Origin of the sequence: Pseudomonas fontis, assembly GCF_028656955.1 — a bacterium.
Classification (GTDB): Bacteria; Pseudomonadota; Gammaproteobacteria; order Pseudomonadales; family Pseudomonadaceae; genus Aquipseudomonas; species Aquipseudomonas fontis.
The window spans coordinates 115,716-132,732 of the sequence record NZ_JAMDGY010000027.1; the positions used below are offsets into that span (position 1 = coordinate 115,716).

Annotated in this window: 18 protein-coding genes and 1 tRNA gene; 13 read left to right on the forward strand and 6 right to left on the reverse strand. The window is 61.9% G+C overall.

The features are described 5' to 3' along the window. Positions 1-80 precede the first annotated feature (80 nt). From M5G11_RS12280 to M5G11_RS12295, 4 genes are read left to right on the forward strand one after another with little or no spacing between them, the layout of a single operon-like run. A complete protein-coding gene (locus M5G11_RS12280) occupies positions 81-1,037 on the forward strand; it encodes a YbgA family protein (protein ID WP_273911597.1) in 957 nt (318 codons plus the stop codon). Next, positions 1,027-1,905, forward strand: coding sequence for a MerR family transcriptional regulator (locus tag M5G11_RS12285; protein WP_273911596.1), 879 nt, complete (start codon positions 1,027-1,029; stop codon positions 1,903-1,905). Before M5G11_RS12280 ends, M5G11_RS12285 begins: the two co-directional genes overlap by 11 nt. Positions 1,906-1,916: 11 nt before the next feature. Beyond that, on the forward strand, positions 1,917-3,359 hold the full coding sequence (phrB, locus tag M5G11_RS12290; RefSeq protein ID WP_273911595.1) for a deoxyribodipyrimidine photo-lyase: 1,443 nt from the start codon (positions 1,917-1,919) through the stop codon (positions 3,357-3,359). Then, positions 3,343-4,059: an SDR family NAD(P)-dependent oxidoreductase gene (locus M5G11_RS12295; protein ID WP_273911594.1), complete on the forward strand. Its 717-nt coding sequence runs from the start codon at positions 3,343-3,345 to the stop codon at positions 4,057-4,059. The genes phrB and M5G11_RS12295 overlap by 17 nt, the downstream gene beginning before the upstream one ends. A 31-nt stretch (positions 4,060-4,090) precedes the next feature. On the opposite strand, the gene M5G11_RS12300 is transcribed toward M5G11_RS12295, so the two are convergent. The 6 genes from M5G11_RS12300 to hemA form a co-directional block, all read right to left on the reverse strand. Then, positions 4,091-4,609 (reverse strand): acyloxyacyl hydrolase, encoded by a 519-nt coding sequence (locus tag M5G11_RS12300; protein ID WP_273911593.1) that lies wholly within the window; start codon positions 4,607-4,609, stop codon positions 4,091-4,093. Between the two features lie 116 nt (positions 4,610-4,725). After that, positions 4,726-5,526: a glutamate racemase gene (gene murI / locus M5G11_RS12305; RefSeq protein WP_273911592.1), complete on the reverse strand. Its 801-nt coding sequence runs from the start codon at positions 5,524-5,526 to the stop codon at positions 4,726-4,728. Further along, positions 5,519-6,274 (reverse strand): molybdopterin-synthase adenylyltransferase MoeB, encoded by a 756-nt coding sequence (locus M5G11_RS12310; RefSeq protein ID WP_273911591.1) that lies wholly within the window; start codon positions 6,272-6,274, stop codon positions 5,519-5,521. Before M5G11_RS12310 ends, murI begins: the two co-directional genes overlap by 8 nt. Then, positions 6,268-7,098, reverse strand: coding sequence for a peptide chain release factor N(5)-glutamine methyltransferase (prmC, locus tag M5G11_RS12315; protein WP_273911590.1), 831 nt, complete (start codon positions 7,096-7,098; stop codon positions 6,268-6,270). Before prmC ends, M5G11_RS12310 begins: the two co-directional genes overlap by 7 nt. Then, positions 7,099-8,181 carry a peptide chain release factor 1 gene (gene prfA, locus M5G11_RS12320; RefSeq protein ID WP_273911589.1) on the reverse strand — a complete coding sequence of 361 codons (1,083 nt, stop codon included), beginning with the start codon at positions 8,179-8,181 and terminating at the stop codon, positions 7,099-7,101. It lies immediately after the preceding gene. Beyond that, positions 8,178-9,455 carry a glutamyl-tRNA reductase gene (gene hemA / locus M5G11_RS12325; RefSeq protein WP_273911588.1) on the reverse strand — a complete coding sequence of 426 codons (1,278 nt, stop codon included), beginning with the start codon at positions 9,453-9,455 and terminating at the stop codon, positions 8,178-8,180. Before hemA ends, prfA begins: the two co-directional genes overlap by 4 nt. 176 nt (positions 9,456-9,631) lie before the next feature. On the opposite strand from hemA, the gene M5G11_RS12330 reads away from it, so the two are divergent. The 9 genes from M5G11_RS12330 to M5G11_RS12370 all read left to right on the forward strand — a co-directional run bounded on the left by M5G11_RS12330 (position 9,632) and on the right by M5G11_RS12370 (position 17,000). Next, the gene (locus tag M5G11_RS12330) at positions 9,632-11,359 is read left to right on the forward strand and encodes a tetratricopeptide repeat protein (protein ID WP_273911587.1); all 1,728 of its coding nucleotides are present in this window, start codon (positions 9,632-9,634) and stop codon (positions 11,357-11,359) included. Between the two features lie 3 nt (positions 11,360-11,362). Beyond that, positions 11,363-11,980, forward strand: coding sequence for a lipoprotein insertase outer membrane protein LolB (gene lolB, locus M5G11_RS12335; protein WP_273911586.1), 618 nt, complete (start codon positions 11,363-11,365; stop codon positions 11,978-11,980). A 1-nt stretch (position 11,981) separates the two neighbouring features. Further along, positions 11,982-12,827, forward strand: a complete 846-nt coding sequence (ispE, locus tag M5G11_RS12340) for a 4-(cytidine 5'-diphospho)-2-C-methyl-D-erythritol kinase (protein WP_273911585.1) — start codon at positions 11,982-11,984, stop codon at positions 12,825-12,827. A gap of 34 nt (positions 12,828-12,861) precedes the next feature. After that, positions 12,862-12,936 (forward strand) — tRNA-Gln (locus tag M5G11_RS12345). Between the two features lie 48 nt (positions 12,937-12,984). Next, a complete protein-coding gene (locus tag M5G11_RS12350; protein WP_028944092.1) occupies positions 12,985-13,926 on the forward strand; it encodes a ribose-phosphate pyrophosphokinase in 942 nt (313 codons plus the stop codon). Between the two features lie 138 nt (positions 13,927-14,064). After that, positions 14,065-14,652: a 50S ribosomal protein L25/general stress protein Ctc gene (locus M5G11_RS12355; RefSeq protein WP_273911584.1), complete on the forward strand. Its 588-nt coding sequence runs from the start codon at positions 14,065-14,067 to the stop codon at positions 14,650-14,652. A 78-nt stretch (positions 14,653-14,730) separates the two neighbouring features. Beyond that, complete coding sequence (gene pth, locus M5G11_RS12360) at positions 14,731-15,315, forward strand: aminoacyl-tRNA hydrolase (RefSeq protein WP_273911583.1); 585 nt, start codon at positions 14,731-14,733, stop codon at positions 15,313-15,315. Positions 15,316-15,336: 21 nt separating this feature from the next. Continuing rightward, positions 15,337-16,437, forward strand: coding sequence for a redox-regulated ATPase YchF (ychF, locus tag M5G11_RS12365; RefSeq protein WP_273911582.1), 1,101 nt, complete (start codon positions 15,337-15,339; stop codon positions 16,435-16,437). A 164-nt stretch (positions 16,438-16,601) separates the two neighbouring features. Next, positions 16,602-17,000: a type III secretion system chaperone gene (locus M5G11_RS12370; RefSeq protein WP_273911581.1), complete on the forward strand. Its 399-nt coding sequence runs from the start codon at positions 16,602-16,604 to the stop codon at positions 16,998-17,000. The last annotated feature ends 17 nt before the right edge of the window (positions 17,001-17,017 follow it).

Consider the following 17,017-nt stretch of genomic DNA (forward strand, 5'->3'; position numbering starts at 1 on the left):
GACTTGTACAGCATGTTCCCTATGATTGAGCAAAGCTGTACAAGTTATTAATTCTGTATAGATATCAGTCGAGCGTTCCCATGGCCCAGTGCAAACCCCGCATCGCCATCAGCGCCTGCCTGGCAGGCGAAGCGGTCCGCTACAACGGCGGACACAAAGTCTCACGCCTGTGCACCGAAGTGCTCGCGGAACATTTCGACTTCATCAGCGTATGCCCGGAAGTAGCCATCGGCCTGGGCATCCCGCGTGCCGCCATTCGCCTGATCGGCGACCCGCAAGCACCGCGCGCGGTCGGCAGCCGCGATCCCGACCTCGATGTATCCGCAGCGCTCAGCGCCTATGGCAGGCAAATGGCCGGTGAACTGCAGGGTATCTGCGGCTATATCTTCATGCAGAAATCACCGTCCTGTGGACTGGAGCGGGTCAAGGTCTACCAGGCCAACGGCTACCCTGCCGCCGAAGGTGGGCGCGGGCTGTATGCCGCACACTTCTGCGCCTCGCAACCGGATCTGCCGGTGGAAGAGGAAGGCCGCCTGTGCGACCCGGTGCTGCGCGAGAACTTCATTACCCGCGTGTTTGCCTATGCCGACTGGCAGGCGCTGCGCGCCGGCGGGCTCAGTCGCAACGCGCTGATACGCTTCCATTCCCGCTATAAATACCAGTTGATGGCGCACAACCCGCACCAGTACAAGGTGCTCGGCAAGCTGATCGGCAGCCTGCGCCGCGACGACGACCCCGAAGTGATAGGGCCGCAATACTTCAGCCAGTTGATGAAAGCCCTGACGCGCTGCGCCAGCCGTGGCACCCATGGCAATGTGTTGCTGCACCTGAGCGGCTACCTGCGCAATGCGCTGGACCCGCAGGACAAACAGGAGATTCGCGCAGTGATCGAGCAATACCAGGCCGGCGTGGTGCCACTGGTGGTCCCGCTGACCCTGCTCAAGCATCACCTGCGCCACCACCCTGATCCCTACTTGGCGCAGCAGGTCTACCTGCAACCGCACCCGGAAAACCTGAGCCTGCGCAATGCCATCTGAAACCGAGCTGTTGCCCATCCGCGAGGTCACCCGCCTGACCGGGGTCAATCCGGTCACGCTGCGCGCCTGGGAACGTCGCTATGGGCTGATCGTGCCGCAGCGCACCAGCAAGGGCCATCGACTGTACAGCCCGGAGCATGTCCTGCGGATCCGCCAGATCCTGCACTGGCTCGACCGGGGCGTGGCCGTGGGCCAGGTCAAGCCGCTGCTGGACAGTGCCGCCGCGCGCGATACCCCCGCCGACGATGAGTGGCAGACCTTGCGCGCGCGCCTGGTCGACTGCATCGAACTGCTGGCCGAGCGGCGCCTTGACCAACTGTTCAACCAGGCCATGGCGTTGTACCCGGCGACCACGCTGTGCGAGCACCTGATGCTGCCACTGCTCGCCGAACTGGAACTGCGCTGGCAGCGCCACCCGAGCGCGCAGATGGAGCAAGTGTTTTTTCACTCCTGGCTGCGCAGCAAGCTGGGCAGCCGCATCTACCACAACAATCGCCAGTTGCCTGAGCCGCCCATCCTGCTGATCAACGGCTCGAACCTGTTGTTCGATGCCCAGCTTTGGCTATGCGCATGGCTGATCAGTGACAGCGGTGCAGGCGTTGAGGTATTCGACTGGCCACTCCCACCCCGCCAGCTGGCGTCGGCCATCGAGCGGCTTGGCGCACGGGCCCTGCTCATCAGCCTGAACGCTGCCGTGGACATCGGCGAACTGCAACGCGGACTGACATCGGTCAAGGTGCCGAAACTCCTGTTTGGCAGTGTGGTCAGCCTATATAGGCAGGCACTGGAAGCAGCACCCAACCCATTGCATTTGCTGGACTCGCCGCTATCGGCCAGTCGGCATGTACTGACACGCTCCACCCTATAGAGAGCCGCACCATGCAATTGATCTGGTTGCGCAGCGACCTGCGCATTCACGACAACACCGCCCTCGCCGCCGCCTGCGAGCGCGGGCCGACGCTTGCCGTGTGGCTGGCCAGCCCAGGCCAGTGGCAAGCCCATGACGACGCCCCGAGCAAGGTCGACTTCTGGCTGCGCAACCTCGGCACCCTCAGCCATCGCCTGGCGACCCTGAATATCCCGCTGCTGGTGCGCCATGCAACGCACTGGGACGATGCTGCCCAGGTACTGCTGCAGCTGTGCCAGGAGCACCAGGTGCAGGCCCTGCACCTGAATGAGGAATATGGTGTTCACGAGCAGCGCCGCGACCATCAGGTACGCGAATGCCTGGAACGGAACGCTATCGAGGTGCACAGCCATCTCGACCAGTTGCTGTTCCAGCCGGGCAGTATCCTGACCCGCAGCGGTGGCTATTTCCAGGTGTTCAGCCAGTTCCGCAAAGTCTGCTATGACCGCCTGCACTACAGCTCGCCGCCCCTGGTGGCGTTGCCGGCAGTGCAACAGCCGTTGCAGGTGGCCGCAGACCCGGTGCCGGAACAGATCGACGGCTTCGCGCCACCGGCGCAATCACTGCGCGACCTCTGGCCAGCAGGCGAAGCCGAAGCGCATGAGCGGCTGACCCGCTTCATCGATGAGCGGGCCGAGGACTACCCCGAGCAGCGCGACCTGCCAGCGATTGAAGGCACCAGCCAGCTCTCGCCTTACCTGGCGGCGGGCGTGCTGTCCCCGCGTCAGTGCCTGCATGCCGCGCTGTTCAGCAACCAGGGCGAGTTCGCCAGTGGCAACCCTGGCCTGGTCAGCTGGATCAACGAATTGCTCTGGCGGGAGTTCTACAAGCACATTCTGGTGGGCTACCCACGGGTTTCCCGCCACCGCGCCTTCCGCACGGAAACCGAAGCCCTGCCCTGGCGTGATGCGCCCGAGGACCTTGCTGCCTGGCAGCAAGGCCGCACCGGCATACCGATCATTGACGCCGCCATGCGCCAATTGCTGGCCACCGGCTGGATGCACAATCGCCTGCGCATGGTTGTTGCGATGTTCCTCACCAAGAACCTGCTGATCGACTGGCGCGAGGGGGAGCGCTTCTTCATGCGCCACTTGATCGATGGCGATCTGGCCGCCAACAACGGCGGCTGGCAGTGGAGCGCATCCACCGGCACCGATGCCGCGCCGTACTTCCGCATCTTCAACCCGGTGAGCCAATCCGCACGCTTCGATGGCCAGGGCCGCTTCCTGCGGCGCTGGCTGCCCGAGCTGAAAGCGCTGGACGACAAGGCGATTCATCAGCCAGCAGGCCTTTTTGCAGTGGACGGCTATCCACAAGCGATCATAGACTTGAGCCGTAGTCGTCAACGCGCATTGGAAGCGTTCAAACAGTTACCTAAACGCAACTCTCAAGAAGTGAATGAAGGTGCGCAGTAAACAACCGGAACGCATTTGGATCACAGGTGCCAGCGAGGGCCTTAGCCTTGCCATGGCCCTACAATTACTGAGCCGAGGCTGCGAGGTGGCCATCAGTGGGCGGCAACTGCCAAACCACGATGAGCTGGCTGCACAGTTCCCCGGACAATTGCTTTTGCTGCACGAAAACCTGAGTGATGCTGCTCAAGCAGCCAGTGCGCAAAAGACCCTGCTTGAACGCTGGGGCACCTTGGACCTGCTGATCATCAATGCCGGTACCTGTGACTACCTGAATGCTGCGCAGGTGAAGACCTCACTGTTCCAGTCGATGATCGAGAGCAATATCCAGGCTTCGGCAAATAGCCTGAACCTGGCATTCGCGCTGCTGCAGAAGGGCCAGGCCCCTTGCGTATTGGGCGTGGTCAGCAGCTACACCGCCGCGCAAGTGTATGAGCCCAGCCAACCGGCCACGCCCGAAAACAGCTTGCTGCAATTGTTCAGCGAGGCTCGCGGGACGCTGTTCGCACACGGTATCGACTTGATCCTGGCTGCACCGCAAACCCAGAAACGCCCTGTCACTCCGGTGCTGGCCATGCCTCAGGCCTGGAGCGCCGAAGACGCTGCGCAAAGCCTGCTCGAACGCCTGCCACAACGCCCGCACAACCTGGTGCTGGAAACCCTCGCGCCCAACGCGCTCTGGCCATTGCCCCGCAAGGCATGAGCCCTGCCTGCGCAGGGCTCGCCCAAAGCGGTTAGAGCGGCATGCGGTAGTTCAGCGAGTAGGCCTCGACACCGTCATTCGGTGATTGCAGGCCTGCGTTGGAATAGTGGATCGCCCGTACGCCGAGCTCATGCCCACCGGCAAAGCGCAGGCCGAAACCGATACGGTCCTCGAACTGGAACGAGGAGCCAAGCTTGTTGCTTTCAAGTTCGGTGCTGGAGAACGCTGCGACGCCAATACCCGCTTCGATATAGGGTTTGACCGAGTCCCCGGCGAACTCGTAGACGAACACGGGAGCGAACGACAGGCTGTTGTTGCTGGCCGTCTTGTCGCCGACCCAGTAGGTGTAACCCCCATCCCAATAACCGGTCAGACGCCCCACACTGGTCTGCAACCAGCTAGTGTCCCAGTGCGACTGCAGGCCCAGGCGATAGACCATGGTCGAATCGCTCGTCTGGCCTACCGAGAAGGACAGGTCAGCGGCGTTTGCGGTAAAGGATTGCCCCAGGGTGACGGCCGCAATCGCAGCCAAGCAAAGCAGTTTCTTCATGAGAAACATCCCTTTTCTTACTGATTTGTTGGTTTTTTGTCTCATCAGACAAAATAGTAGAAATCGGCAGTGCTACGAAGGTTCAGCGTGGGTCAGCGTTTTTTTTCACGCTTTTTTCACCGCTCGAAACTACGCACATTGTCGGAACTACTCCACAACAAAGGCAGGATGTTTCGCAAATGTTCGGGGCTGGCACTGGTCCAGAATTGCGCCGGCTGCGCCGGCCCTGCAGCCAGCAGCTCGCGCTCAAGAAGCAGGCGTTTCAGCTGACGAGCAACCGCCGCGCCGGTGTCGATGAGAGCGACGCTGGGGGGGATCATTTCAGCCAGCAACGGCTTCAGGAACGGGTAATGCGTACAGCCGAGGATGAGCGTATCGCAGCCTGCCGCCAGCAATGGATCAACATAGCCCTGCAGCAACTCGCGCAAGACGGGGCTGCTGAGGTCACCGGCCTCGATCAGTTCGACCAGCCCGGGGCAAGGCTGAGTGATCACCCGAACATCATTGGCAAAGCGGTCGAGCAATGCCGCAAACTTGGCGCTTTGCAAGGTCCCGGTGGTGGCCAGCACGCCGACAACGCCACTGCGCGTGGCGGCAGCTGCAGGCTTGACCGCCGGCTCCATGCCTACCAGCGGCCACTCCGGATACCGCTCGCGCAAATCGGCCACCGCCGCAACGGTAGCGGTGTTGCAAGCCAGGACCATCGCCTTGGCGCCCTGCTCACGGAAAAACTGCGCCACCGCCCGGCAGCGCTCGCGAATGAATTCCGGCGACTTCTCGCCGTAGGGGATATGCCCGCAGTCCGCGACGTAGAGCAGCGATTCGTTGGGCAGCAGGCGGGCAATTTCGGCCAGCACCGACAGCCCGCCGACACCGGAGTCGAACACGCCGATCGGCGCGGCGCCGGCCTCAGGCATGGGCCTTCCCGCACACGGCACAACCGGGATCACGCTTGACGCGCAGCTCGCGGAAGCGGGTGCCCAAGGCATCCACCAGCAGCAGGCGACCCACCAGTGGTTCACCGAAACCAGCCAACAGCTTCAGCGCTTCCAGGGCTTGCAGGCTACCGATCAGGCCAACCAGCGGACCGACTACGCCAGCCTCGCTGCAGGTGAGCTCAGCTTCGCTGCCATGCCCGTAGAGGCAGTGGTAACAAGGGCTTTCCGGGCGACGCGGGTCGAACACCGACAGCTGGCCTTCCAGGCGAATGGCTGCCCCGCTCACCAATGGCTTGCCGGCGGCAACACAGGCGGCGTTCACCGCTTCGCGGGTGGTGAAATTGTCGGAACAGTCGAGTACCAGATCGACAGCAGCTACCGCTGCCGCCAATGAATCTTCATCCAACGCCTGGCGATGCGGAACCAGGGTGATCTCCGGGTTGATCGCCTGCAAGCGCTGCAACGCCGAGTCGACCTTGCTCAAGCCCACCGACGCCGTGTCATGCATGACCTGGCGTTGCAGGTTGGTCAGGTCGACCGTGTCGAAGTCCGCCAGGTGCAGCTCGCCGACACCGGCGGCCGCCAGGTACAAGGCCACTGGCGAGCCGAGCCCGCCCAGGCCGATGATCAGCGCGCGGCTATGTTTGAGGCGCAACTGGCCATCGATATCGACTTGCGACAAAAGCACCTGGCGACTGTAGCGCAACAGCTCCTGATCACTTAGCACGAGAGGCGCCCCAAGGTAATGCGCTCATGACCACCCAGGTCCTGGCGGCTTTCGATCTGCTCGAAGTGATGTTGAGCCAGCAACTCGCGCACGGCGGCGGCCTGGTCGTAACCATGCTCCAGCAGCAACCAGCCACCGGGCAGCAGATGCTGCGGCGCCTGGGTGATGATCTGGCGCAGGTCGTCGAGCCCGTCCGGGCCTGCGACCAGCGCGCTGCTCGGCTCGAAACGCACATCGCCGGCCACCAGGTGAGGGTCTTCGGCGGCAATGTACGGCGGGTTGCTGATGATCAGCTCGAACTGCTGGCCTTGCAGGGCGCTGAACCAGTGGCTGTTCAACACCGTGACATTGTCCAGTTGCAGGCGCTGGCGGTTGCGCTCGGCCAGGGCCACGGCTTCCAGCACGCGGTCTACCGCCGTAACCTTCCAGCCGCGTCGCTCGCTGGCCAGGGCCAGGGCAATGGCCCCCGTGCCGGTGCCCAGGTCGAGCACGCGCATCGGGGTTGCGGGCAACAGGGCCAACGCGGTCTCCACCAGCAGCTCGGTGTCCGGGCGCGGGATCAGCGTGTGCGGCGCCACTTCCAGGTCGAGGTTCCAGAACCCCTGTTGCCCAAGAATGTAGGCCACCGGCTCACCGGCACGACGACGCTGCAGGTATTCGGCAAAGGTCTGCGCCGCTTCGCTGGTGACGATGCGCTCAGGCCAGGTGTGCAGGTAGCTGCGCGACTTGCCGATGGCCGCAGCCAGAAGCAATTCGGTATCCAGGCGCGCCGTAGGTGAATCGGGCAGCTGCGCACCGCGAAGCAAGCTGGCAATGATGGTCATTTATTCACCCAGTGCAGCCAGTTGGTCAGCCTGGTATTCGGTCAGCAGCGGTTCGATCACCGCGTCGACGCCACCGGCCAGGACTTCGTCCAGGGAATACAGGGTCAGGTTGATGCGGTGATCGGTCACCCGGCCCTGTGGATAGTTATAGGTGCGAATCCGCTCGGAGCGGTCACCCGAGCCGACCAGCAGCTTGCGCTCGCTGGCAATCGCGTTCTGCGCGGCACTGGTCTGCATGTCGTTGAGCTTGGCCGACAGCCAGGACATCGCCCGGGCCCGGTTCTTGTGCTGGGAACGTTCTTCCTGGCACTCCACCACGATGCCGGTCGGCAAGTGGGTGATGCGGATCGCCGAGTCGGTCTTGTTCACGTGCTGGCCGCCCGCACCGGAAGAGCGGTAGGTATCCACGCGCAAATCGGCCGGGTTGATCTCGATTGCCGCCTGTTCATCCGGCTCAGGCAGCACCGCGACGGTGCACGCCGAAGTATGGATACGGCCCTGGGACTCGGTTTCCGGCACCCGCTGAACGCGGTGCGCACCGGACTCGAATTTGAGCTTGCCATAGACATGATCGCCCTCGACGCGGGCAATGATCTCTTTGTAGCCGCCATGCTCGCCTTCGTTCTCGGAGAGAATCTCCAGGCGCCAGCCGCGTCTCTCGGCGTAGCGCGAGTACATGCGGAACAAGTCGCCGGAGAAGATCGCCGCCTCGTCGCCACCGGTACCGGCACGGATTTCGAGGAACACGTTGCGCCCATCGTTCGGGTCCTTGGGCAGCAGCATGCGTTGCAGCTCGCCCTCCAGCGCCGCGATCCGCTCCTTGGCTTCGCGGACGGCGTCCACGGCCATTTCGCGCATGTCGGGGTCGTTGTCCTTGAGCAGCGCCTGGGCTTCCTCCAGGTCGGCCTGCACCGCGCGCCACTGCCTATAGGTTTCTGCCACCGGCTCGACTTCAGCGTATTCACGCGAATAGGCACGGAAGCGGGTCTGGTCGGAAATGACCTCGGCATCACCGAGCAGGGCCGTCAGTTCCTCGAAGCGATCCTGGAGCGTGTCCAGTTTATTGAGCAGCGACGCTTTCATTGCGGGGGTTTATCCGTGGAGCCCTCGTTGAGGGCAAAGAGTTCCTGGGCCATGGCCAACGCATCGAGGCGGCCTTCGGCAGAGAGCTTTTTCAGTTGCACGCTTGGGGCGTGCAACAGTTTGTTGGTCAGGCCACGCGCCAACTGCACCAGCACGTCCTCGGCGTTGCCGCCATTGGCCAGCAGGCGTTGGGCCTTTTGCAATTCTTCGTCACGCAGGCGCTCGCTTTGCTGGCGGTAGGCCTTGAGCACATCGACTGCGGCCAGCTCGCGCAGGCGCGCCATGAACTCATCGGCGCCGGCGGTGACCAGCTCTTCGGCCGCCTGGGCAGCACCCTGACGGCTCTTGAGGTTTTCGGCAACCACATCGTGCAGGTCGTCGACGGTATACAGGTACACATCATCCAGCTCGCCGACTTCCGGCTCGATATCCCGCGGGACGGCGATGTCGACCATGAAGATCGGCTTGTGCCGGCGCAGCTTCAGCGCGCTTTCCACTGCGCCCTTGCCAAGGATCGGCAACTGGCTGGCGGTGGAGCTGATCACGATGTCGCTGTTGACCAGCTCCTGCGGAATATCGGCCAGCAGCACGGCGTGGGCACCGAACTGTGCAGCGAGGGTACTCGCCCGCTCCAGCGTACGGTTGGCCACCACGATGCGCCGCACCCCCTGCTCGTGCAGGTGCCGGGCCACCAGGGTGATGGTCTCGCCGGCGCCGATCAACAGGGCCTGGCTGCGGCCCAGGTCGCTGAAGATCTGCTTGGCCAGGCTCACCGCGGCAAAGGCCACCGACACCGGGTTTTCACCGATGGCGGTGTCCGTGCGCACCTGCTTGGCGGCGCTGAAAGTCGCCTGGAACAGGCGCCCGAGCAGCGGGCCCACGGTGCCGGCCTCGCGGGCCACGGCATAGGCCGACTTCATCTGGCCGAGGATCTGCGGCTCACCCAGCACCAGCGAGTCGAGCCCGGAGGCCACCCGCATCATGTGCCGCACGGCGGCGTCGTCTTCGTGGACATAAGCGCTCGCGCGCAGTTCATCCACACTCAAGCGGTGATAGTCGGCCAGCCAACGCAATACGGCGTCGGCTTCCAGGTGGTCCTGCTCAATGTACAGTTCACTGCGGTTGCAGGTCGAAAGGATCGCAGCCTCGCGGCTGGCGGTCAGTCGACAGAGCTGCTGCAAGGCTTCCACCAACTGCTCTGGGGTAAACGCCACGCGCTCGCGTACGTCTACCGAGGCAGTCTTATGGTTGATACCGAGGGCAAGAAAGGCCATTCAAGGTCGCTGATTGTGACGTGAAGCCGATAATTGTCCTACTTCGCCGTAGAGAGAACAACCACCGCTCGTTATTGTCTCTATAGTCAGTATCCAAATGGCCTATCAACCATGGGTTTGCCATGTCGCTTGTGTCATGATGACCCGACCGCAGGTTAGTCGCTCAAATCCCCTATATGAATAGATCTTCCGCGTTGTTCCTTGCCGTTGCCCTGCTCCAGGGTTGCCAGACGCTGGGCCCCGGCGCCCGTGACGCCACGGCGCCTGCCGAAGACGCCGCAGCGGCCGTCGAAGCCAAGCCGATCGTCTACGGATCGTTCCGCCAGGACACCATCTACAGCCTGCTGACCGCCGAACTCGCCGGGCAGCGCAATCGCTTCGACATCGCCCTGGACAACTACCTCGACCAGGCGCAGAAGACCCAGGACCCAGGCATTTCCGAGCGCGCCTTCCGCATTGCCGAATACCTGGGCGCCGATCAGGCCGCCCTGGAAGCAGCCTTGACCTGGGCCAGGAACGACCCGCAGAGCCTCGACGCACAACGCGCCGCCGCCATCCAGCTGGCCCGCAGCGGTCGCTATGACGACGCCATGGTCTATATGGAGAAGGTGCTGCTGGGCAAGGGCGACACGCATTTCGACTTCCTCGCGCTGTCTGCCGCCGAAACCGACCAGGAAACCCGCGACGGCCTGCTGCAAAGTTTCGACCGCCTGCTGCGCAAGTTCCCCGACAATGGCCAACTGGTGTTCGGCAAGGCCCTGCTGCTGCAACAGGATGGCAAGTCCGAAGAAGCCCTGGCCCTGCTTGAGGCGCATCCGCCGCAAGATGGCGAGGTGGCCCCGGTGCTGCTCCAGGCCCGTCTGCTGCAAAGCCTCGACCGTGGCCCGGAAGCACTGCCGCTGCTGCGCAAAACCATCGCCCGCTACCCCGATGACAAGCGTCTGCGCCTGACCTACGCGCGCATGCTGGTCGAACAGGACCGCATCGACGACGCCAAGGCCGAATTCGCCAGCCTGCTCCAGCAATACCCGGAAGACGACGAGCTGCGCTATTCGCTGGCCCTGGTCAGCCTGGAAGCCAAGGCCTTCGATGAAGCCAACAGCTACCTCGAAGAGCTGATCGCCCGCGACAGCCATGTCGATGCCGCGCACCTGAACCTGGGCCGCATCCATGAAGAGCGCAACGACCCTGAAGGCGCACTGGCCGAATACGCCCAGGTCGGCCCTGGCAACGACTACCTGCCCGCCCAACTGCGCCAAGCCGATATCCTGATCGCCAACGGGCGTGCCCCGGAAGCCTCGCGCCGCCTCGCCGAAGCACGCGAAGCGCAACCGGACTACGCCATCCAGCTGTACCTGATCGAAGCCGAAACACTGGGCAACAACGACAAGGATGCCCAGGCTACGCAGGTCTTGCAGCAGGCGATCAAGCAATACCCGGACGACCTCAACCTGCTCTATACCCGCGCCATGCTCGCCGAAAAACGTGACGACCTGGCGCAGATGGAGAAGGACCTGCGCGCCATCCTTACCCGCGAGCCGGAAAACGCCATGGCGCTGAATGCCCTGGGCTACACCCTGGCCGACCGCACCACGCGTTATGCCGAAGCCAAGGGCCTGATCGAAAAAGCCCTCGCGCTCAACCCGGAAGACCCTGCCGTGCTCGACAGCCTGGGCTGGGTCAACTATCGCCTGGGTAACCTCGACGAAGCTGAGCGCCTGCTGCGCCAGGCCTTCGAGCGCTTCCCCGACCATGAAGTCGGCGCCCACTACGGTGAAGTACTCTGGGCCAACGGCAAGCGCCGTGAAGCTCGCCATGTCTGGGCCAAGTCCTTCGAAAACCAGCCTGACAGCCCAATCGTGCGCAAGACCGTCCTGCGCCTGACCGGATCCGAGACTCTATAAGCCATGTTTTTGCGCCACTGCATCACCTTCTGCCTTGTTGCCCTGCTCGCCGGCTGTGCCGGTTTCGGTTCCCGCGAAGCCCTTCAGGGCGAGGGCAACCAGCAAGGCTGGCGTGCCCATAAAGAACAGCTGAGCACCCTCGATGGCTGGCAGATCAGCGGCAAGGTCGGCATCCGTGCCCCGCAGGACTCCGGCAGCGGCACCCTGTTCTGGCTGCAACGCCAGGACTACTACGACATTCGCCTGTCCGGCCCGCTGGGCCGTGGCGCTGCCCGCCTGACCGGTCGACCGGGCCATGTGGTGCTGGAAGTCGCCAACCAGGGACGCTTCGAGTCGCAGAACCCGGAAGCGTTGCTGGCGGAACAGCTGGGCTGGGAACTGCCGATTTCGCACCTGGTGTGGTGGGTCCGCGGCTTACCCGCACCAGACAGCAAGAGCCAGTTGACCCTGGACGGAGACAGCCGCCTGGCGCGCTTGAAGCAAGATGGCTGGGACGTGCAATACCTCAGCTACACCCAGCAGAACGGCTATTGGCTGCCCGAGCGCATCAAGCTGCACGGCCAGAACCTCGACGTGACCCTGGTGGTCAAGGACTGGCAGCCACGCCAGCTGGGGCACTGACATGCCCCGCTTGACCCTGCCCGCTCCGGCCAAGCTGAACCTGATGCTGCACATCCTCGGGCGGCGTGCCGACGGTTATCACGAGCTGGAAACCCTGTTCCAGTTTCTCGATTACGCCGACGAGTTGACCTTCGCCGCGCGCGACGACGGCCAGATCTGCCTGCACAGCGAGATCGAAAACGTCCCTCACGAGAGCAACCTGATCGTCAAGGCGGCGCGCAAGCTGCAAGCCCTGAGCGGCAGCAAGCAGGGCGCGGACATCTGGCTGAAGAAGGTGCTGCCCATGGGCGGCGGCATTGGCGGCGGCAGTTCCGATGCGGCCACCACCCTGCTCGGCCTCAATCATTTGTGGCAAACCGCATGCAGCGAAGACCAGCTCGCCGAACTGGGCCTGAGCCTGGGTGCCGATGTGCCGGTATTCGTGCGTGGTCACGCGGCATTTGCCGAAGGCGTCGGTGAAATCCTCACCCCTGCCAACCCCGAAGAACCCTGGTATGTCGTGCTGGTCCCGCAAGTATTTGTTAGCACAGCAGAAATTTTTTCACACCCAGAGTTGACACGTAATTCTTTGCCCCTTAAGATGCGCCCCGTTCCCAAGGGAAACAGTCGTAATGACTGCCAACCGGTAGTAGAGCGGAGTTACCCAGAAGTACGTAACTCACTGAATTTACTTAGTAAATTCACGGAAGCTAGGCTAACCGGAACTGGAAGTTGTGTGTTTGGGGCCTTCCCAAGCAAAGCTGAAGCTGTTAAAGTTTTGGCCCTTCTTGCAGAGACCCAAACAGGGTTTGTAGCAAAGGGAAGCAATGTTTCGATGTTGCATCGCACGTTACAAGGTCTGCACTAGGAATCGAGTACCAGGTACTCGCAGCAACAAATACAGGGGCGTCGCCAAGCGGTAAGGCAGCAGGTTTTGATCCTGCCATGCGTTGGTTCGAATCCAGCCGCCCCTGCCATTTTCCTTATACTCATCCAGGTATACCCTCAGCCTTCAGGTACTGCGCGTGTCCAAGATGATGGTCTTTACGGGGAACGCTAACCCCGATCTCGCTCGGCGCGTCGTGCGTCAGCTGCATATCCCATTGGGTGATGTCTCTGTTGGTAAGTTCTCCGACGGCGAAATCAGCACTGAGATTAATGAAAACGTCCGCGGTAAAGACGTCTTTATCATTCAGCCGACTTGCGCGCCAACCAACGACAATCTGATGGAACTGGTAGTGATGGCCGATGCCTTCCGCCGCTCCTCAGCGTCACGAATCACTGCCGTGATTCCTTACTTCGGATATGCCCGCCAAGATCGCCGTCCGCGTTCGGCGCGTGTTGCTATCAGCGCCAAAGTGGTTGCTGACATGCTCACCGTCGTCGGGATCGACCGTGTTCTCACGGTTGACCTGCACGCTGACCAGATCCAGGGGTTCTTCGACATTCCAGTAGATAACATCTACGGCTCCCCCGTTTTGGTGGATGACATCGAAGACCAGCGTTTCGAAAATCTCATGATCGTTTCCCCGGACATCGGCGGTGTCGTGCGTGCACGTGCTGTTGCCAAGTCCCTGGGCGTCGATCTGGGCATTATCGACAAACGCCGCGAGAAGGCTAATCACTCCGAAGTGATGCATATCATCGGCGACGTCGAAGGACGTACCTGTATTCTCGTCGACGACATGGTCGACACCGCCGGCACCCTGTGCCACGCGGCCAAGGCCCTGAAAGAACACGGCGCTGCCAAGGTTTACGCCTACTGCACGCACCCTGTCCTGTCGGGTCGGGCGATCGAGAATATCGAGAACTCCGTGCTGGACGAGCTGGTGGTGACTAACACCATCCCGCTGTCCGCAGCCGCACAAGCCTGTGCGCGTATCCGTCAACTGGATATTGCACCGGTAGTTGCCGAAGCGGTTCGCCGCATCAGCAATGAAGAATCGATCAGCGCGATGTTCCGCTGAGGGCCCTGCCCTCGCAGACCACACGTTGACGAAAAGCGCCCCGCCCCAACACACCTGTTGGGGCGGGGCTTTTTTGCCCACCCCGTTTGGCGCTGGTCGCAAACGCCACTCGGGTGCTGGCTATTTTGGAGATACAAAATGACTGATTTCATCCTGAACGCCCAAGCGCGTACCGACCTGGGGAAAGGTGCGAGCCGCCGCCTGCGTCGTCTCGCCGCCCAAGTCCCTGCCGTTGTTTACGGTGGCGACAAAGAACCAGCTTCCATCATGATGCTGGCTAAAGAAGTTGCCAAGCTGTTCGAAAACGAAGCTGCCTACAGCCACGTTATCGAGCTGAACGTCGACGGCAAGAAAGAAAACGTCGTTGTCAAAGCTATGCAACGTCACCCAGCCAAGCAGTTCATCATGCACGCTGACTTCGTTCGCGTTGTTGCTGGCCAGAAACTGACCGCCAAAGTTCCGGTTCACTTCATCAATGAAGAAGCACCGATCAAGAAAGGCGGCGAAATCTCCCACGTAGTGGCTGAGATCGAAGTTTCCTGCGAAGCCAAAGACCTGCCTGAGTTCATCGAAGTTGACCTGGCTAACGCCGAAGTCGGCGCGATCATTCACCTGTCGGACCTCAAAGCCCCTAAAGGCGTTGAGTTCGTTGCCCTGGCGCACGGTGATGACAAGGCAGTTGCCAACGTTCACGCTCCACGCGTAGCCCCAGAAGCCGCCGAGTAATCTTACTCAGCTGCTGGCGTTGCCCGAGGCCACAGTGCATGCACTGTGGCCTCACAACACCAAGGAAGAGCCCCTGACGTGACCGCCATCCAACTGATCGTCGGCCTGGGAAACCCCGGCCCCGAATACGAACAGACCCGGCATAACGCAGGGGCTCTTTTCGTAGAACGCATTGCCAGCGCGCAGCGAGTCAACCTGACTGCTGACCGCAAATATTTCGGCCTGACGGCAAAATTCAGCCATCAGGGCAACGACGTCCGTCTGTTGATCCCGACCACCTTCATGAACCACAGCGGTCAAGCCGTTGCTGCACTGGCGAACTTTTTCCGTATCCCGCCAGATGCCATTTTGGTGGCGCACGACGAACTCGACCTGCCTCCCGGCGTCGCCAAGCTCAAAAAAGGTGGCGGCCATGGTGGGCACAACGGTCTGCGCGACATCATTGCGCAGCTCGGCAACAACAACGACTTTCACCGTCTGCGGCTTGGCATTGGCCACCCGGGTGACAGCAGCAGGGTCTCCGGTTTCGTCCTCGGCAAGGCGCCACGCGCCGAGCAGGAAAAGCTGGACGCCAGTATCGATTTTGCCCTCGGCGTGCTGCCGGACATCCTCGCCGGTGATTGGACGCGTGCGATGAGAGAGCTGCACAGCCAAAAGGCCTGACTCCACGAAGAGGGATTCACCATGGGTTTCAATTGCGGCATCGTCGGCCTGCCCAACGTCGGCAAGTCCACCCTGTTCAACGCTTTGACCAAATCCGGTATCGCGGCAGAGAACTTCCCCTTCTGCACCATCGAGCCGAACAGCGGCATCGTGCCGATGCCGGATCCGCGCCTTGCTGCGTTGGCGGCCATCGTCAACCCTAAGCGCATCCTGCCGACCACCATGGAATTCGTCGACATCGCAGGCCTGGTGGCCGGTGCGTCGAAAGGTGAAGGCCTGGGCAACAAGTTCCTGGCCAACATCCGTGAAACCGATGCCATCGCCCACGTGGTCCGCTGTTTCGAAGACGAGAACGTGATTCACGTCTCCAACAGCGTCGACCCCAAGCGCGACATCGAGATCATCGACCTCGAGCTGATCTTCGCCGACCTCGACAGCTGCGAGAAGCAACTGCAGAAGGTTGCACGTAACGCCAAGGGCGGCGACAAAGACGCCGTCGTCCAAAAAGGCCTGCTGGAACAGCTGATTGCCCACTTCACCGAAGGCAAACCAGCGCGCAGCCTGATGAAGAACATGAGCACGGACGAAAAAGCCGTGATTCGTGGCTTCCACTTGCTGACCACCAAGCCGGTCATGTACATCGCCAACGTTGCCGAAGACGGGTTCGAAAACAACCCGCTGCTGGACGTGGTCAAGGCCATTGCCGAAGAAGAAGGTGCCGTCGTGGTGCCGGTGTGCAACAAGATCGAAGCCGAGATTGCCGAGCTCGATGACGGCGAAGAGAAGGACATGTTCCTGGAGGCCCTGGGCCTTGAAGAGCCTGGCCTGAACCGTGTGATCCGTGCCGGTTACGAGATGCTGCACCTGCAGACCTACTTCACCGCCGGTGTTGAAGAAGTCCGTGCCTGGACCGTGCGCGTCGGCGCTACCGCGCCACAGGCTGCTGGCGTGATCCACACCGACTTCGAGAAAGGCTTCATCCGTGCCGAAGTGGTCGCCTATGACGACTTCATCCAGTACAAGGGTGAGAGCGGTGCGAAGGAAGCCGGTAAATGGCGCCTGGAAGGCAAGGACTACATCGTCAAAGACGGCGATGTGATGCACTTCCGCTTCAACGTCTAAGCAGGAAGCAGGGGCCAACGGCCCTGATGCACACCGAACCCCTTGAGGATAACCACCTCAAGGGGTTTTTCTTTTCCACCGCCCCAGGGAACCGCTCCCGGCAACTGGCCACTCATTGCTCAAGCCAGCCTCCGGTTGGCAACTACAAGAGAGACCGACCGCCGATGAGCAACCCAAGCACCACCCTTGAGCGCTATATCACTCGCCTTGGCAATCAGCTGGGCACCACCCTCTCCTTCCAGCATGGTGTCTGTGCCCTGTACGACCGCGATGGTCATCAAGCAGTGGTCATCGAGGTGCCCGAGCACGCTGACCAGTTGATCCTGCATTGCCGGCTTGGGGCCTTGCAGCCCGGACCGGATCAACCAGAGCAGCTGCTGCGCATGAACTTCGCTATCGCCGCGCTGCGCGGTTGCTGGCTGGCGCTGGACCAAGGCGATATACGCCTGTGCACCCAGCGGGAAATGTCGATACTCGATGACGAGGGGTTTTGCAGCCTGGTCAACGGCTACATCGCCCAGGTGCGGGAAACCCGCACACAGTTGCGCAGCTTCCTCGCCTGAACTGACAGGCCTACGGG

Bases quoted from the DNA above. Each gene is read 5' to 3' on its own strand.
- M5G11_RS12280 (WP_273911597.1), top strand. From the start codon at position 81: ATGGCCCAGTGCAAACCCCGCATCGCCATCAGCGCCTGCCTGGCAGGC.
- lolB (WP_273911586.1), top strand. From the start codon at position 11,363: ATGTTTTTGCGCCACTGCATCACCTTCTGCCTTGTTGCCCTGCTCGCC.
- M5G11_RS12330 (WP_273911587.1), top strand. From the start codon at position 9,632: ATGAATAGATCTTCCGCGTTGTTCCTTGCCGTTGCCCTGCTCCAGGGT.
- hemA (WP_273911588.1), bottom strand. From the start codon at position 9,455: ATGGCCTTTCTTGCCCTCGGTATCAACCATAAGACTGCCTCGGTAGAC.
- M5G11_RS12295 (WP_273911594.1), top strand. From the start codon at position 3,343: ATGAAGGTGCGCAGTAAACAACCGGAACGCATTTGGATCACAGGTGCC.
- prfA (WP_273911589.1), bottom strand. From the start codon at position 8,181: ATGAAAGCGTCGCTGCTCAATAAACTGGACACGCTCCAGGATCGCTTC.
- prmC (WP_273911590.1), bottom strand. From the start codon at position 7,098: ATGACCATCATTGCCAGCTTGCTTCGCGGTGCGCAGCTGCCCGATTCA.
- M5G11_RS12355 (WP_273911584.1), top strand. From the start codon at position 14,065: ATGACTGATTTCATCCTGAACGCCCAAGCGCGTACCGACCTGGGGAAA.
- M5G11_RS12370 (WP_273911581.1), top strand. From the start codon at position 16,602: ATGAGCAACCCAAGCACCACCCTTGAGCGCTATATCACTCGCCTTGGC.
- phrB (WP_273911595.1), top strand. From the start codon at position 1,917: ATGCAATTGATCTGGTTGCGCAGCGACCTGCGCATTCACGACAACACC.
- M5G11_RS12285 (WP_273911596.1), top strand. From the start codon at position 1,027: ATGCCATCTGAAACCGAGCTGTTGCCCATCCGCGAGGTCACCCGCCTG.
- murI (WP_273911592.1), bottom strand. From the start codon at position 5,526: ATGCCTGAGGCCGGCGCCGCGCCGATCGGCGTGTTCGACTCCGGTGTC.
- ychF (WP_273911582.1), top strand. From the start codon at position 15,337: ATGGGTTTCAATTGCGGCATCGTCGGCCTGCCCAACGTCGGCAAGTCC.
- ispE (WP_273911585.1), top strand. From the start codon at position 11,982: ATGCCCCGCTTGACCCTGCCCGCTCCGGCCAAGCTGAACCTGATGCTG.
- M5G11_RS12300 (WP_273911593.1), bottom strand. From the start codon at position 4,609: ATGAAGAAACTGCTTTGCTTGGCTGCGATTGCGGCCGTCACCCTGGGG.